The 15927-nt window shown below is 64.6% G+C and carries 13 protein-coding genes; all 13 read right to left on the reverse strand.

Annotated features, from left to right (window positions below):
* Positions 1-33: 33 nt before the first annotated feature.
* Complete coding sequence (locus tag ADADO0_RS11155) at positions 34-399, reverse strand: hypothetical protein (RefSeq protein ID WP_511305214.1); 366 nt, start codon at positions 397-399, stop codon at positions 34-36.
* Complete coding sequence (locus ADADO0_RS11160; RefSeq protein ID WP_511305215.1) at positions 396-1727, reverse strand: peptidoglycan-binding protein; 1332 nt, start codon at positions 1725-1727, stop codon at positions 396-398. The genes ADADO0_RS11155 and ADADO0_RS11160 overlap by 4 nt, the downstream gene beginning before the upstream one ends.
* A 48-nt stretch (positions 1728-1775) precedes the next feature.
* Positions 1776-2051 carry a hypothetical protein gene (locus tag ADADO0_RS11165; protein WP_511305216.1) on the reverse strand — a complete coding sequence of 92 codons (276 nt, stop codon included), beginning with the start codon at positions 2049-2051 and terminating at the stop codon, positions 1776-1778.
* Positions 2048-2902 carry a hypothetical protein gene (locus ADADO0_RS11170; protein WP_511305217.1) on the reverse strand — a complete coding sequence of 285 codons (855 nt, stop codon included), beginning with the start codon at positions 2900-2902 and terminating at the stop codon, positions 2048-2050. The genes ADADO0_RS11165 and ADADO0_RS11170 overlap by 4 nt, the downstream gene beginning before the upstream one ends.
* Positions 2899-4323 (reverse strand): hypothetical protein, encoded by a 1425-nt coding sequence (locus tag ADADO0_RS11175; protein WP_511305218.1) that lies wholly within the window; start codon positions 4321-4323, stop codon positions 2899-2901. Before ADADO0_RS11175 ends, ADADO0_RS11170 begins: the two co-directional genes overlap by 4 nt.
* A 64-nt stretch (positions 4324-4387) precedes the next feature.
* The gene (locus ADADO0_RS11180; RefSeq protein ID WP_511305219.1) at positions 4388-4597 is read right to left on the reverse strand and encodes a hypothetical protein; all 210 of its coding nucleotides are present in this window, start codon (positions 4595-4597) and stop codon (positions 4388-4390) included.
* Positions 4594-8832, reverse strand: coding sequence for a host specificity factor TipJ family phage tail protein (locus tag ADADO0_RS11185; RefSeq protein WP_511305220.1), 4239 nt, complete (start codon positions 8830-8832; stop codon positions 4594-4596). Before ADADO0_RS11185 ends, ADADO0_RS11180 begins: the two co-directional genes overlap by 4 nt.
* On the reverse strand, positions 8832-9263 hold the full coding sequence (locus tag ADADO0_RS11190) for a hypothetical protein (protein ID WP_511305221.1): 432 nt from the start codon (positions 9261-9263) through the stop codon (positions 8832-8834). The genes ADADO0_RS11185 and ADADO0_RS11190 overlap by 1 nt, the downstream gene beginning before the upstream one ends.
* Positions 9263-9796 carry a DUF1833 family protein gene (locus ADADO0_RS11195; RefSeq protein ID WP_511305222.1) on the reverse strand — a complete coding sequence of 178 codons (534 nt, stop codon included), beginning with the start codon at positions 9794-9796 and terminating at the stop codon, positions 9263-9265. Before ADADO0_RS11195 ends, ADADO0_RS11190 begins: the two co-directional genes overlap by 1 nt.
* Before the next feature lie 12 nt (positions 9797-9808).
* Positions 9809-10117, reverse strand: a complete 309-nt coding sequence (locus ADADO0_RS11200) for a hypothetical protein (protein WP_511305223.1) — start codon at positions 10115-10117, stop codon at positions 9809-9811.
* Positions 10114-12018, reverse strand: a complete 1905-nt coding sequence (locus ADADO0_RS11205; RefSeq protein ID WP_511305224.1) for a hypothetical protein — start codon at positions 12016-12018, stop codon at positions 10114-10116. The genes ADADO0_RS11200 and ADADO0_RS11205 overlap by 4 nt, the downstream gene beginning before the upstream one ends.
* Positions 12018-15584, reverse strand: a complete 3567-nt coding sequence (locus ADADO0_RS11210) for a phage tail length tape measure family protein (RefSeq protein WP_511305225.1) — start codon at positions 15582-15584, stop codon at positions 12018-12020. The genes ADADO0_RS11205 and ADADO0_RS11210 overlap by 1 nt, the downstream gene beginning before the upstream one ends.
* Complete coding sequence (locus ADADO0_RS11215; protein ID WP_511305226.1) at positions 15581-15919, reverse strand: phage tail assembly chaperone; 339 nt, start codon at positions 15917-15919, stop codon at positions 15581-15583. The genes ADADO0_RS11210 and ADADO0_RS11215 overlap by 4 nt, the downstream gene beginning before the upstream one ends.
* Positions 15920-15927: the final 8 nt, after the last annotated feature.

The following is a 15927-nucleotide window of genomic DNA, read 5'->3' on the forward strand; positions in this document are numbered from 1 at the left end:
CGCCCCCGGCAGTCTTCGAGCGGCGCGGTGCCCTTACCCGTCGTGACGCACCCACCGGCGAGCACGCCGACGCAGCTCATCATCAGGAGAAGCGTCGGCGCTCTCCAGCACGCGCTCCCGCGCATCCGCTCGCTTCGCAGCATTGACCTTCTCCTTCTGGGATTGCTGGTCGGCGCCGCGCTGGGCGCCCCTTTGGTCGATGAGATAGCCGGCCGCCACCAGCAGCCAGGCGAGGGCGGGCTTGAGGCCCACCAGCCGCCAGATGACGACGAAGCCGGCGATGCCGGTCGCCGCGATCGTCGCGAGCCACCAATCACCGCCGAAGATGACGGTGACGATCCAGGCGGCGACGGCGGCGAGCGCCGGCAGCAGCCAGGGCAGGGCGAGCAGCGCGGTCATGCCGGTTCTTCCGCGTCGCGCGGCAGGGCCGGCGCGGGCGCGATCACGCTCGCCAGCGCGGCCGGGCCGGCATCCTGACCGGAGCGCACCGCCGCCACCTTGGCGTTGGTCGCCCGCTGGCTATTCCAGAACACCGCGACGGCGATGAGCCCCATCGCGACGGGCCCAACCCACCACGGGAGGTCGCCGAGGTATTCCTTCCCACGCTGGACGTAGCCGGAGGCGACATCGAACTTGCTGGCTGCGCCCTCAATGACGAAGCCGGCGGCGGCGGGCGCGCCCAGAATCCACGCCATCACCTTGTTGCGCCAGTTCGCCCGGGCCTCCGTGGACCCGGCCGCGCGCAGGTCGGCCGCGGTGACGTCGGCGCGGACACCGGTCGGGGCAACCGGCGGGGTGGTGGCGAGCGCAGCGGCCGTCGTCACGTCGAGGAGGCCCGTCTCCGGGAGGCCGGCGCGGACCTGGAATGCTCGGAGGGCGTTCGACGTGTCCGTCTTCCAATCCCCGTCGATCATCCCGACCTTCGGAAATCCCTTGTCGCGCAGGGTGCGCTGGAGGGTCTTGACCTCTTCCACCGAGAGATCCCCTGGGCCGTAGACAGGTCCGTTGGAGGCGGCCGTCGCGGAGACCATTGCAACGGCGGCGGCCGGCTTCGCAACGCCCTTCCACCCCAGCTCGGCGATCACCTTCTTCGCCTTGACCAGCCACTGGTGCTGGGCCTTGTAGCCGTTCGGGATCTGCTTCGACTTCGCATTGCCGGTGTTGATCACCCGCGCGATGGAGAGGTCGTCATCGTCGTCGGCATACCCGTTGCAGCCCTTGTCCTTCCACTCGAACAGCGACGGCAGCAGGATATAGGCGGGGTCGAGCATGTGGTCCGGGTTGGCAACCAGGTCAACGCCGATCCGAGCGCCGTATTCGGCATAGGCTTCCTTACCCGTGACCTGGAGCGGCCCGCGCCCTCGGTACCGAAAGCCGTCGCCGCTCTCAGGCCCGCCGTTGCCCATGCGGTTGCCGTAGATGACGTTGAACAGCTTCTCGCCCTGGCCCGCCAGCTTCAGCATCGCGGCCTTGTTGGCGAAATAGGAATGCCAATTCCCCTTGTCCCATTGGTCGGAGAGGTTCTCGCGATTGTATGCGGCGCTCTCAACAAGCGTGGTGAACGCGCCGGTCTCAGAGAGGCAGCGGGCGAGGAAGTGAGCCAGCCGGCGAGGCGTGGTGATGCCGGCCTTTGCGATCTGGGCGTCCCCGTCGGCGTCGAACGCCTTGACGTATGCGGCCTTTGCGCGGGGCGCGAGTTTGCGCACCACGTCGATGACGCGGGTCATGGGTCTCTCCATGGTGTGAAAATGAAAAGGCCGCCCGGGGGCGGCCGATCAGGGGAATGAAGGCGGGATTAGATCCGGCGGGATCTCGTCGACGAGGGCCGCGCGCTCGCCGCTGGTCAGCAGCGCGTCATACTCGGCTTGGCTGAGGCTGATGCCGCAGTCGGCCGGCACGTCGGGAATGCGCAGCGCGCAGCGCCCGTCCGTGAGATCGATCGCGCCCCAGAGAGTGACGCCACCAGGACCAGGAATGCCCGGCAGCACGTCAGCAGCGAGACGAGAGCGCGCGCGAGCGGCGGACGCGTCAGCCAGGATCAGGTATTTCATAGGTGAGTGATCCCGCGTCCGGCGGCGAGGATGCGGCCGATCTCATTCATCTGTGCGGTGGTCGGCGCCCGATCGAAGGTGATCAAGCTGCCTATTAAGCCCTGAACGCCATTGGCAACGGGCGACCCGCGCATGATGACGGGGGCGCCCATGATTGTTTGGGTCGTTCCGGCAGTTCCGACTGTCCATGCGCCGTTGACGCCGACCGCCGAGGCCGCACCGTTGAGCACGCCGCCTATCACGTAAGGCTGGCCGTCCGTCAGGGTGACCGATGACTGCAACAGCGTGCCCGAATAAACGGCGGGGCGCCCATTGGTCTCGATCCGCATCAAGGTGATGCCGGGGGTGCCCGCTTGACCTCGAATGATCTCTTGCGGGTTGGCCAGGGTATAATCCGGGCACATGATCTCGCAGAGGAAAGAGAGCGGCGTCACCGTGGTGGTCGGCCAAATCGACCCGAATCCGTGGACCTGGTCCGGCGAGTACCAGGCCGGCCGCCCGCCGAATTTGTCCATGACGCCAGCGTTCACCAATCGCGGCTGGTCAGCGAGCGTCGCCTGACCTGCCCAATATATGCTGCTGATCCCGCGCTGATCCCACCACTTCGTGCCGAAGGCGCTTGCGGTACCGACCCAATCCAGCACAGCCTTTTCGTTAAGCCAGCCGTCCGGCCCCAAGCCGAAGTCGGCCGTCGCGTTATCGGTCGATCGCCGGAGGCTGATGATAGGTGCGTTATACCCGGGGATGAGGGCGCGAAACGCCAACGGCGACAGGATATTCGACACGCCGTCGAGGGTGAAAGGAAAGGCCGGGAGCCTCCCGCGCGGTGCGCGCCCCATCAGCATCGTCATCCGATTGCCCCGCCGATGCAGTACGCCGCTGCCAAGCCGCCAACGTTGCTGTCGATCTCGACGAGCACCGATCCCCACTGCGCTGCGATGCCAGTGCCCGGCGGAAATTCGTGCTTCGTGGCGCCGGCAGCGGTGACCCAGGTGACCGGCCCGCCGACCCGCCTCAGAGAGCAAAGGAAGCTGGAATCCAAATCATTCGGGAGCGTCACGACGCATCCGGAGGCGTGCGTGCAGCGAAGCATCCTCCCGGCGTCAGCGGCGCTGAGCGTATAGGTGGTGGTGGCCACGGTGATGGGGGGGGCAGTGACAGCGGCGTAGATCGTCTGCACCGCAGCCCGGTCCGTCGCCGCATTGGTCGCCGACGTGGCCGCTTCGCCCGCCTTGTTGGTAGCGGTGGTGGTGGCGGTGTCCACCAGCCCCTTAGCTGTGTCCACGGCGGTTTTTGCCGTGTCCACCTGGCCCTTGGCGATATCCACGGCGGCTTTTGCCGTGTCGACTTGCCCCTTCGCGGTGTTGACCGCCGCGCGATCGGCGGCGACGGCGGTCACGTCTGCGGCGGTGGCCGCTGCCGCGTTGGTCGCATTCGTGGTGGCCAGATCCACGTCCGCCTTGGCGATGTCCACGGCCGCCTTGGCCGTCGAAACGGCCATCTTGTCTGTCGCAACAGCCAGGCGGTCTTCATAGGTGGCTTCAGCGGCGATACCGGCGGTGCTGGCGGAATTCGCCGCCGATGCAGATGCGGCAACCGCGACCTCGGTGGAGTCTTCGACAACACCACGATCGACCGCGACGGCCGCGCGGGCCTCTTCGACATACGTCCGGTCATCCGCCGCGGCGCTGGCAGACGCTGATGCGCTCTCAGCCGCCGCAACCGCCGCCGCGCGGTCGTCCGCAATGCTGGAGCCATCGACCCAGAGAACCCAGACGCTGCCCTCGGCGCCGGGCTCGGTGTCCGTCGACGCTGGCGTCCACCAGAGCGAGTTGTCGTGCCTGACGATCGAGATGGCGTCATAGCCGCCAGCCGCCCACTCGCCCCTCCAAACTCCGAACGGAGGCCCGGGAAGCCCCGGGACCTGAACGACACCGCTGCCGGGGAGTGAAAGCTCGCCGACACTGTCCACCCAGAGATGGCCTGCAGCGATCTTTCGACGTCCGGTTTGGTCTGTGGAATAGAGGTCGAAGGTGTTGTTTCCGCCCTTGGCAATCTTATTGGCGTCTTCCTGGCTGTACGACCACGTCACGAGGGAGGAGACACCCGCGAAAACGACCGACATTCCGCCGATCGCGCCGTTGTCCGCCGGCAGCGTGCCTTCGCTCGACACAACTTCGAGCTCAATGAACGCCTCGGTCAGGTCTGTATCTGGCACCGTCCATGTGATGGCCGGCGCGCTGGTGTGATGGGCGAGCGAAGGGGTGGCCATGGCGGGCTCCAGGCAGAGAAAAAGCCGCCCGGAGGCGGCCTATGAGGTGTGGTGGTGGGGACGATTAGGCCGGACGCTCCGCCAAGACGCAGGGGACGTCGTCATCCCCTGCGTTGAGGACGATATGCGTCTGCGGAGTGATGCCAGCCAAAGACGGGACAAGCAGGATGGCTTGCCCCGCGCGAGCCTGCATGTTTGCATCGTTCATGCTGGATGACGCCCCCGTCGAGATGATCTCGCCTGAGGGTACGGTGTGAACCACAAAGCTGATCATTTTTTGAACTCCGTGATGACTGTCACGAGATTAGAGAAACCCGCCGAATAGGAGCTTTCTCTAACGTTTACGCCGGCTCCAGCGGCCTGTTGCTCCAGCAACCTCAGGGCCTCAATTTTGTACTCATAGGACCCTGCCGGAAGCACGTCGGTGTCGATGAAGTTGATGTGTATATCGTTCTCACCGATGTAATAATCCGTACTGCCGCCTAGACCCGGAACCGTTACCAAATTAGGCATCTGGTAGGTCTTGACGGTAAAATTTGTAGTTCCTGACGATGAAACACGAACCACTCTCGCCTCTAAGAAGAAGTACAACCTGGCGGCCGAGATGGAGTGCTGCTTGTAGTTCGGTCGGAAGTTGAACTCTGCCTTGACATAGCTGTCGGCGATGCGAGTCATGCTCGCCGCGCCGATATAGCCGCCGTACACCGGGCCGGCGGTAGAAACGGCTACGACATTCGTCACAGCCGATGGAGCGATCCTGTCCGTCGTCACCCCGTTCAGGATGATCTTGGTCGTCGTGACCGAGTTGGCGGAAAGCTCGTTCGCCGTAATCACATTAGCGGCCAATTTGGCCGTGACGATCGAACCGGTGAGGATGTCGCCGCCGCTTATGGCGGTCTGCCCCTTGGAGACGTAAGGCGTCGGTGCTGTCTGGTTGGCGCTCGCGACCCCAAAGTAGGGGGCCGCGACCATCAGCGTGCAGATGCTGGAGCCATCCCCTGGGAGCTGCGCATAGATAACAGCCCGCACTGCGCCGGCTGGCGCGGTTCCGAAGACATAGGGCCGCCCCCAATTGCTTAGCGGCTGCCCGACCTGAGATGCGCAGACAAAAGGGCCAGCAATTGATTGGGAAATGAACGCGCCGTTCTTGTCGCGCCACTCGATGAAAAGCCAGCAGCGAGCCCCAGAAACATGGCACTGCGCGTAGAGTGAGGCCTCGTATCTCTGCCCCGGAACGACGTTAAAATCGGCGATACTTCCGTTAACGTCATAGTCGGAGACCGAAACGTACATGGCGGAGGTCGTCGCAAGGACGGTCGCCATGCTGAATGAAATGCACTTGAGGCCGTTGGGCGCCCACGTATCGCCCGCGATGCTGGACCGGATGAGGAAGTTTGCCTCGGTGCCCGGCCCTCCGAGAAAGCGTCCGAACCCCAGCGCGCCCGAGCCAAGATCCGGGTTCCGGATCATGTTCATGGTCGAGCCGAGGGTCAGCAGCGACCCCTTTAGGTAAAGGCTCCCGGAGATAGAATCGAAGAGGGCGAACGGCGTGCCACTGCCAGACCTGAACAGGAACTTGTCGGCATCGGCCCAGATCTGACCGCCGCCCGTCGTCGAAACCAGCGTAATGCCCGTGTCCACCCCGCCGGAGCGGACCTGCATCTTGTAGGCTGCGGTCGTCCCTGGGGGGGCAACGATGCCGAGGTAGTTGATGATCGCGCTGGAGTCGAAGGCGTCCGCCCTGTCGGAAAGCGCGTCGAAATTCGCATCGACCAGGTTCGCCAGATCGTTGACGACCTCGAACTGCGTCTCGGCGTTCTCCGCTAAGGTGATCAGCGAGGACTGTGCCGCCGCCCATGATGCGGCGAGATCCGCGTCAAAGTTGTCTTCGGTAACGACCACGTTGGCGTAGCTGATGTCAGGCGCGGCGATCGGATACGTGCTCCGCGCGCCCTGGCCGGCGCCCACCGCGGACACGCCAAGCAGCATGGCACGGGGCTCGACCACCACCGAGAACGACGGCGAATTGGTCTGAGTCAACGGAGCCCATGTGGTGCCGCCGTCGAAGGATAGCTCGGCCTTGTAGAGCAGCGCGCCGGCCGCCGGCCGCCACGATGCGGAGAGCACAGGCTCAAGCACATTCTGCTGCAGCGTCGCGACCAGATCCGCGATCAGCGGCACCTTCGGGTTGCTGAGCGTCGCCTTCGGCGGAACCGCAGAGGGCGACCCACTGTCGTCGTGGACCTCCTGGTGGTCGACCGCGAGCTCAAGGACGACCTGGTCGCCGTCCGGTGCGCCAGAGAGCACGATGCACCGCTGCTGCCATGCCGTGCCGAGGCCGATGGCGAACGAGGGGAATGGACCGCCGTCATTGCGCTCCAGGACGTCGGCGAGCACCCATCCTTGCTGGCCCTCGACAAGGGTGAGGTCCGAGCTGTTCAGGACGGCGATACTGTCACTGGCGCCCTTGGAAACCTTGATCGGGCCAAACGGTTCGCCGGTGGGCGTGCGCAGCAGGATGTAGCTCTGGCCGACCTCCCACGTCGGGGCCGGGTTGATCGTCAGGGAGAGGCCGGAGTGCGCCACCACGTCGCCGGCCGAGCCCCATTCCATGGGGATCTCTGACTGAAGGGTGATGACCGACCCGAGCGACAGCCGCCGTCCGTCGTGCTCGGTGGTGATGGTGGGGCGCTTCCGGCGAAGGACGTTCTGTTTCCAAAGGAAGGTCGTCTCGCGGAACGCATGCGCGCGGCCCTGAATTCCAGGGATCTGCATACGGGTTGCGAACTGCGGCTCAACGTCGGCCGGGACTTGGACCTCCTGGACCGACCATGTTTCCTCGTCGAGATATTCGAGGATCACCGCGTCCGAGGCGTCTGCCGCCTGAAGCTGGTAGTCCACCGAGAACGAGCCGCGCACGATCTCGCGGTCGGTGAGCAGCATCTGCGGCAGCGTCACCCACTCGTCGCGCACCAGCGAGAGGACGTCGCCAAGCCACCGGTGCTTGCTGCGCGCGACCGCCAGGGCGGTGTCCAGCGCATCGGTCGCGGGGATGATGGAGCGGAATTCGTAATCGAACCTGTCGCCCCGGGTCGTGGCCTTCGTCGCCAGCGCAACGAGCGCCTGCGTGTCCACCTTCGACCAGGAGAGCATGCACCCATAGTCGGTGTTGGTGGCGATATCGAGCGTTGCCCATGCGGGATTGCGCGTCGCGGCGTCGACCCAGGCGCTGCCGTTCCAAAGGGTCAGGATGCGGGTGTCGATCGCGCCGAACTTGCCGCTGGACGTCTGCGTGAGCTGCGCCGTCGACTTCATGCGGATCGCGGTGACGGTGACGCCCGGGAACGCCTGAGGCCCGGTCAGGTAGGACCGAAGGCCTGCCCAATTGACTTGGTCGATGGCGTCAGCGTGGGGGCCGAGGGTGCGGCGGAGGCGGACCTCGTAGCGACCCGGCGCCACGGCGGTTTTGACCGAGACCCGGATCGGCTTATTCGAGCTGCCGTGGATGTCCTTCTGGAAAAGCTGGACATATGGACCGGTGGCGACGCCCGAGGAGTTGACCGGCCGATATTCCGCCGTGATGGCGCAAAGCCAGACGGTGATGCCGGACGACCCGCGCAGGCCGAGGCCCTGGCCAAGCACCAAGTCGATCGCGATCGCGTTGGACGTGGTGCCGGCGGCATTGGCGATGTACCCGCCAACCCAATCCGTCGTGTCGGGCAGCTCCTGGCCCGAAACCTCGACCGAGGCCGCCACGTTGACCGGGAACAACGTGATGTTGTCGCCGGGCTGGGCGAACTGGAACTCGACGTCGGTGAAGCTGCTGGAGAGGCCAGTGGCGCTGTCCCAGAGGACGGTGTCCTCGATGAGGATCTGCTCGCGCTGGTATTTCCCCAGGCCATGAACGAGCAGGATGTTCAGGTATTGATCGTCGCCGATGAACTCCGACCAAGGTACCGCGGCATAGTCGAGGTAGCTCTTGGTCCGGCCATAGCGGACCGGAATGGGGTCGAGCGGGCGCGCGGAGTTGGTCTGGGCGCCGAAGGAATACAGCGTTTGCTGCTGCTGGGAGCTCGCAGAAGGGGCCGCATCCGGCGCTAGGAGGGTGTTGAGGAGGAAGGAGCCGCCGGCCAGGAATGCGCCGCTGATGAGGCCTGACATGCCGGCCAGCGCGCCGGTGGCGAGCGCCGTGCCGACACCGGGCGCCAGCAGCGAGAGGGCGATGACGCCCACCAGCCCGATGGTGCTCTTGGTGCTGGAGCTGCCGCCGCCACCGCCGCCGCCCGGACCATGCGTCTTGGTCTCGAAGCGGATCTTGTCCTTCGCCCGAATGCGGTACGTCTCCCACTCGGCGCGCATCAGCGGCTTGTCGTTCAGGCGGCACACCGTCGGCAGGAAGGTCGTGCTCCAGCCGTTGCGGGCCAGGAATTCCGCGACGGTTTCGCGGGCAAGGCTGTTCGCCTCCGCGATCTTGAGACCGGGGAGCACGACATGCGAGATGCGGGGCATCAGATGTCCTGGATTGGCTCGAAGAAGGACAGGCGGCCCCAGCGGTCGGCCTTGAGAGCAGCTGGGGTGTCGAAGCTCACGCCTTGCTTTTCGTCGGCGTGCAGAATGCCGCCCTCTTCGGCGAGCCAGACGCCGATGTGAGCTGGGCGCGATCCACGGGCCATCAGGACACCGGCGCCGTCGGCTGCTGTGATGACGCCCTGCGTCATCTCGAACTCGACCCAATCATTGCGCTGGTCGTGAGAGCCAATGGTCTCGACCATCCATCGCAATGTCGCGCCGAAGGGGACATCGACGTGCGGCAGACAGCGCCCCCAGAGCGCCATCTCGACTTCGCAGAAAAGCCCCCAGCAGGAATAGACGTCAGGGCCTTCGCCCTGGGGGTGCCACGGCTTGCCGATGAGGCTGCGCAGATAGTCGGCGCGGTCCATCACGCCACCAGCGCCGGGAACTGCTTCCGCGTGTAGACGCGGCGCAGGAACTTCATATTGGCGAGGTCGGTGAGCTTCGCGGTGCCCTCGACCCGTGAACCAGATGTCCGCACGTTGCGGATGATGAACTGGTATGGGCCCTCGCTGGGCTGGGAGACGTCGTCGTCGAGGTACTGCCGATAGATCAGCACCAGGTCCGCGCGCACCTTCACCGCCGCGTTGAGGTAGGGCATCAGCGTCCGGCCCACGTTGTCAAAGCTCACCCGGCATTCGGGCACCTTGCCCTGCTCGAAGTCGGGCCGTTTGGACGTGAAGGTGATGGGCGTGAAAGTCTGCATCGTCCCGGGGTTGAAGGTCGCCGTGGCCTCGATCCCGAAGGAGCGGGCGACCTTGCCGAGCGTGAAGCGGAGCGCGATCGGCACGCCGGCCTCAAGGAACGCGGGGTGCTGGAGCTCCAGCGTCTCGTACATCAGAACTCCGGCCGAGCACGAGGCTTCGGCCTCCGCCCAGGCGGGGTCCCAAATGTCTGGCATTGTGATGAACCCTTAGAAGAAGGTGTGGGCCGGCCAAGCGGGCGCGACCATGAATGGCCACAGCGGCTCAGGGGCGCCGCCGACGGTGAGGCGCACGTCAACGTGGAACCCGGGCGCCCACAGCGGGGGTGTGCTGGTGCCGGAGGAAGGGTCGAAGGTGCCGGCTGTGGCGACCACAGGGATGCCAATGACAGCGGCCCATCCATCGCCGGAAGGATAAGCGACAAGCTCGCCCTCCCGCCCGCGTGTGGGCCAGCCAACGTCAGCAAAAATGGCCTCGTATTCGGTTTGATCAGCAAACCGCAAACGGATGTCGATCATGCGCCAAGTCCCGGAAGTTGAGAGTTTGGAATTCGGCGCGGGATGTAGATGAGTTTCCGGATGTGTCCGTCCCAAAGTCCGTCGAATTTGCCGATCACAAGATTAATGAGGGTCGGCATCGTGCTCAGGGCAGAAGTCATCACTGCCCCACCGTTATAGGAATAGGCTTGGCTGCCGTCGGCCCATGTCATTGCCCCGCGCCACACTGCATTTGCAGCAGGGATTCCACCGATACCAATTCCGACGCCGGTGCTAGCAATGCGGCCAGCGGCATAGATCGCGCCCGATGCCGAGTACCGATAGAAGCCAAGCAGATTATCTCCCGTGCCAACGAGAGACGCCGCGCCAGGAAACGCAGTTGGCGCCGTGAATGGCTGCGAAGCCTCTACCATCAGAGTGCCTTGGCCCTGCTGGAAGGCCGCTGGAAGCAAGTACTGCAAGTCGTCTGTGTAGCGGCTGGCGATTGCTCCATTCGTGCGAATTACCGAGTCTGGAACATCTCGCTTTTGGAACTGCGGTAACCCGATGCGAAGGGTGAAATCGACGGGACCTGGGGTCAAATACAGGGCGTAATACCCATTCGACCCTGCCACCGTTGGCTGCGACATCGTCCGCGTCGTGTGAACACGCTTCAGTGTACTGTTGATGGTGTACACCTGCTCGCCGACCGACTGCTCAAGCCACGTTCCAGCGCCGTTTTGCTCGCTAATGACTTGGAATATTGCCGTGACGTTGGTGAGAGACCCGCCGACAAGAGCCAGCCAATTGGATATAGTGTATGTGTCGCCTGTAACGGCCGGCGCCGGGTTGCCATCAAGAGTGATGCTGTAGTAGTCGGCGGTAGCTGCGGTGCCGAAAACCCGGATATTCATACACTCGATACCCTGGTAGGTACCGAAGCTAAGTTGCCGACTTAGGCCGGATATAGGCGTAAATGTACTCATATACGTTGGCATTACGCCCGGCGTCCCGGCAACGCCGCCCGACATCATGTTGTTTCGGATAAGATTGGTGCTGCCTACCTCGATCAAAGCCCCACGGGGTGCGAGCGTGACGGGGTCATAGTCGAAGCGGAGAGCGTTCGCGGCGACGGTCTCCAAGACCCCGGAAGCATTGATGCGGGTTGCGGATGTCGCGCGGACAAGCGGCGTCACATCGGTTACCCGCCCGAGATTCTGCGAGGACGGCGCGGCCGGTGCCTTGACCATCGCCGCGTCGTTGATGAGGTCGTAGACAATTCCGCTTGGCTCTGTCGCGGGCAGCATCGCGCGGAGCGACCGCATCATTGCGTTCGGCATCACGATCTCGATCGGCACGCACCAGGGGCTGGCGATGCCGCCCACCGTCTGGCGCGCCTGGATCGGGTAGGCACCATCCTCAAGGTAAGGGACCGCCACAGACCACGCCCCGCCGGCGGACGCCGTCGTGGTGCGGATGATCGTCCCGAAGTTGACCTCGATGAGGGCGCTGGCCGTGGACGTACCGGTGACGCGGGGCTCGACGGCGGTGATCACCGGCATAGCCGGCGTCAGCACAGCCGGGGAGACTTCGAGGGTAAAGCTGACGTTCCAGCGCCCGCCCTCAAGCTGGCTGTATTTCGGCGGCCCGGAGATGATCTGAACCAGCCGGGTGCGATATCCACCCGGCAGCTTGACCGGCATGTAAAAGCTCAAGGCCCCGCCGACCAAGGTGGTGGTGACGAAGTTGTCGAACGTCGCCGTCTCGGCGGCAGACAGATCCTGCGACCATGTGTAGGTCCCGACGTCGTCGCCCGGGCGGCTGCGCTGGCGGGTGTTCCCACCCTCCATGTCCGTGGCCAACGGCGCGCGATATGGCGTGCCGCCCCAGGATTTGGTGATCGGCCGGTATTCGACCGTGAGAGGCCAGGAGGGGATCGCCATCAGCGTAGTTTCCTCTTCAGGCCATAGGTTCCTTCCAGCTTCCTCGCGACAGATCCGCGGCCTTCGACGCTGGACGCTATGTGGGCGTCGACGTGCTTCATGATCACGTCGATCGAGAGGCTCCCGTCGCCGTTCCGCTTCTTCTGGACCTCAGCGGAGGTGCCCTCGACCGGGTAGACGTTCACGTTCACCGCCTGGCCGCCAACCATGCCGCTGCTTTGCGGCCCACCGACCATCCCCCCGTCAGCGAAGCCGGGGAGGCTCCAGCTGTTGCCGGAATTGATCATTTCCAGGACGCCGCGATTGCGAGAGGTCGCGTGTGCATTGACGACGAATTCGCCGTTCGACACCCGTGAGAGGATGCTGTCGGACGTGCCGGTGCCCGGGCCCTGGATGATGCCACCGGCCGCCCTCGCGCCAATCCCACCCATTCCCAACGGCGTTCCGCCGCCACCGAAGAACCCGGAGAGGAGAGGGGTGATGAAGGACTTCGATGCGTTGAAGAAGGACGTCGTGGCCTGGTCCGCGACGAGGTTCGCCAACTTGCTGGCCATGCTGCCAAGCGCAGAATTGAGCGACTGGACCGCTGACGCACCGCCCATCATCGAGGAGACGAAGCTCGATCCGAAGTCGCTGGTGAGCTGCTTCGTCATTGCGAGCTGCTCGTTCATCCGGATGAGCCCGGCGGTCGGGCCGTCCAGATCCTCACCGAGGCCCGAGGACCGGAGGGTGCCGGCAACGCGCTGCTCAACGTCCGTCCGGCCGAGTTGGCGACCCTGGAAGCCGAGATCGTCCTCCAACGCGCGCTTGGCCAGCAGCTCCTTCCGCGCGACCAGCAGGGCATTCTCCTGCTGGAGACGCGCAACCTGGGCTTGGTCAATCGCGGTGTTGTTCTGGGCCGCCTCACGCCGGAGATCGGCGTAGGTCTGCCAGTTCAGGCGCAGCAGCTCGGCTTCGCGCGCGGTCCTGCCGATTCCGTCGATTTCCGCCTGCGTCCCGCCGATCGCATCCTGGATCGAGAGGAGGCGCATGCGCCCGGCCTCGGAGAGCTGGAAATTGCCCTCCTTCAGCGCGTTGTTGTAAGCGAGCTGGATCTGGGCCTGCTTCTCGGCAGGCAAGAGGGCCGCATTATTGAGCTCAAGCGCCTTCTGCTGCATCGCGATGGATGCACGCTCCGCAGCCGACCTCGCGGTAATAGCCTTGTTTGCCAGTTCAGCCTGGGCAATGGCGGCTTCCTGCGGGGTCTTGTAGGACTTTGCGAGCTCGGCGGCGCGCTCTGCGGCCACTTTCACCTGCGCCGTAGAAAACCCCGACTTCGTGATAGCAACAGGGTCTTCCGCCAACGTCGCGAGGAACTTGGCACGATCCTGAAGCGCCCTGAGGGCGTCGGGCTCGGGCAGAACAACCCGGATCTCGCCCATCGCTTTGATAGAATCGAGATTGGCCTTTATGTCGGCTGACTTGGTGGCGGCGTCGGCCATCGCATCGCGAAGGCGCTCGACCTCGGCGCGGGCGCGCTCGATCTCGGCAGTGGTTCCAAGGTTCTGATTGACCGTCGGAGTGCGCCGACTGGCTATGGTTTGAAGTTCGGCAAGCCGACGCTCTGCGGCCTCAAGCTGATCCTGATTGGTGCCACCCGTGCCCCACTGCTTATCGATCGCCTTCCCGGCGGCGGCCCAGTAACGAGAAGCAGAAGACGCTGCGGAATCCCACATCCGACCCCAGCCAGACGTCAGTTCCGCGCCGTTGACGAGGCTGGACTTCACGCCATCATAGAGGACCTGTTGGGCCTCAATCGTGCGGTTCTGAGCCGTCAGGCTTTGGACATTGCGGATCGTCGCCGCGCTGAAAGCGCCCAGACGCGCATTCAGCTGCTCTACGCCCCGAGCGGGATCAGAGAACGACTGTGCCAGGATGGCAGCGGCGCCGGCTGCGTCCGTTCCGAATGTGCGCGCGATGTCCTTCCCGGCCATGACGAGCTTCTGGGCCATCTCGTCGCCAATACGACCGGTCGCTGCCAAGGCGTTCGCCATTGTGCGCGCCTCGCCCACCGTTCCCTGGCTAACGCCAGCGGCGGCAAAAGAGATCGCGTTGATGCTTTCAGCGGTCGACCCCGACGCCCGTCCGATACCGGAGAGCGCCATCGTGATTTCGCGCTGGCCGTTGCGCCAGGAGTTGTAGGCGGTGACGCCGGCCACGCCGATCGCGAGGAGAGCGCTCCCGGCTACCACAGCTGGCGTGACTAGACCAAGAAGGCGCAGTCCGATGGACTTTAGCGCGCCGCCAACGCCGCCCTCCGCGTCGGAGAGGACCTGATAAATCTGGCCACCTTGCGTCGCCAGAACCTGCATCGGGCTGGAGCCGCTAAGCAGCATCGTCCCAACGTCGTTCACCTGATAGCCGAGGTTGGTCCACTGGTTCGCGTTCAAGCCAACCGCTGCGCTGTTGTTCTTAAGCGACTGCGTGGTCTGCTTAAGTGTGATCTCGGCACGCTTGGTCAGGCCATCACGGTGCTCTTCGGTTATCCCCCAAGTCTTCCACTTTGCGTTGATCTCGTCGATCGCCGCATTGTATTCCTTCGTGGCAGCCCAGACGGGGTCTCGACGCGCTCGGCCCTGATCGAGTGAAGCCCCAAAGGCAGCGATATCCTCGCCACGCTTTTGCGTGTTGAAATCGGTGCGGACGCCCAGGCGGTCATTGATCTGGGACTGAGCTGCGGAGGCGCGTGTTCGCGCCAGCGCCTCCTCCTCCCGCCGGGCGCGCAGCAAGGACTTGGAATAGTCGTCGTAATTGCGGGCGAATGCCTCGATATCGGCGGACCGGCGCTCCGTGTCGAAGCTGTCACGCACAGAGAGCGCGCCGTTGATCTGGGCCTGCGCATTGCGGGCGCGAGAGCGGGCAAGATCCTCTTCTGCATCGCGGACCTTCACCAGGCCCTGGACGTAGCGGTCATATTCCGCGGCGAAGGCCGTGATGTCCTGCCCACGGCCGGCACCACCGAAGTCGTCTTTCACTCCGAGCGAGGAATTAATGCCCGACTGGAACGACGACGCACGCGCGTTACCTGCCGCCGCGTCCGCCAGACGCTGTTTAAGGGTTTGCTGAGCATCGGCATGCAGCCGGGTCGCAGTAGCCGCCTTCTCCTGGGCTGCCGCCTGCGCGTTGTAGTGTGCCGTGAGCTCCTGGATCACAGGGCCGATCGAGACGAAACCCTGTTTCGCCAGCTGCGCCGCGTCGGCCACCAGCCCAAACTTGCGATACGCAGCATCCAAAAGCAGCTGCGCCCGATCGAGGTTCATTCCGGTGTCAACCGCGCGGCCGACATCCCGAATGGTCTTCTCAAATGTGGAGCCGGACTTATAGCCCTCAATAAGGCTCCCGCTCAGCCGCTTCACGCCGGATGCGGTCTTCTCCGCCTGGGCGTCAACATTCGCCAGCGCGGTCCCGACTGCGGTACTCGACGTGGCGCCCTGCCGGTCCGCCGCAACCTTCTCAGCCATAGCCCGCGTGTACGGCGACACATCCATGTCGGCCGTCACGCGCAGGCTGGAAAGCTGTACGGTCATGGGGTTTTGGTTCCGGATTTCTGGCGGGAGGCGACCTGGACCAGCCACTCCTCATCGATCCCGCGCATTGCGGCGATGAAGGTCTGAAAGTCGTCGCCGGAGATGTGGTGGTCGGCCGCGTACTGGCGGATTACCGAGTAGGAGATGCGGCTTTCACCGCTGAAGGCTCCGTACTGACGGTCGTGGCGGATAGCCGCCCATGCCCGCCAGTAGAGCTGGTAGAATGGCCGCGAGAGCTCGGCCGGGACGGGCTCTGGCTCGGGGAAGGCCGCTGCTGCGTCTGGATCTTCGGCGCGGAGACGGGAGATCCAGTCATTGCGACCCCCGTCTTCCAACCCATGAC

Source organism: Aquabacter sp., assembly GCF_965279295.1.
GTDB lineage: Bacteria > Pseudomonadota > Alphaproteobacteria > Rhizobiales > Xanthobacteraceae > Aquabacter.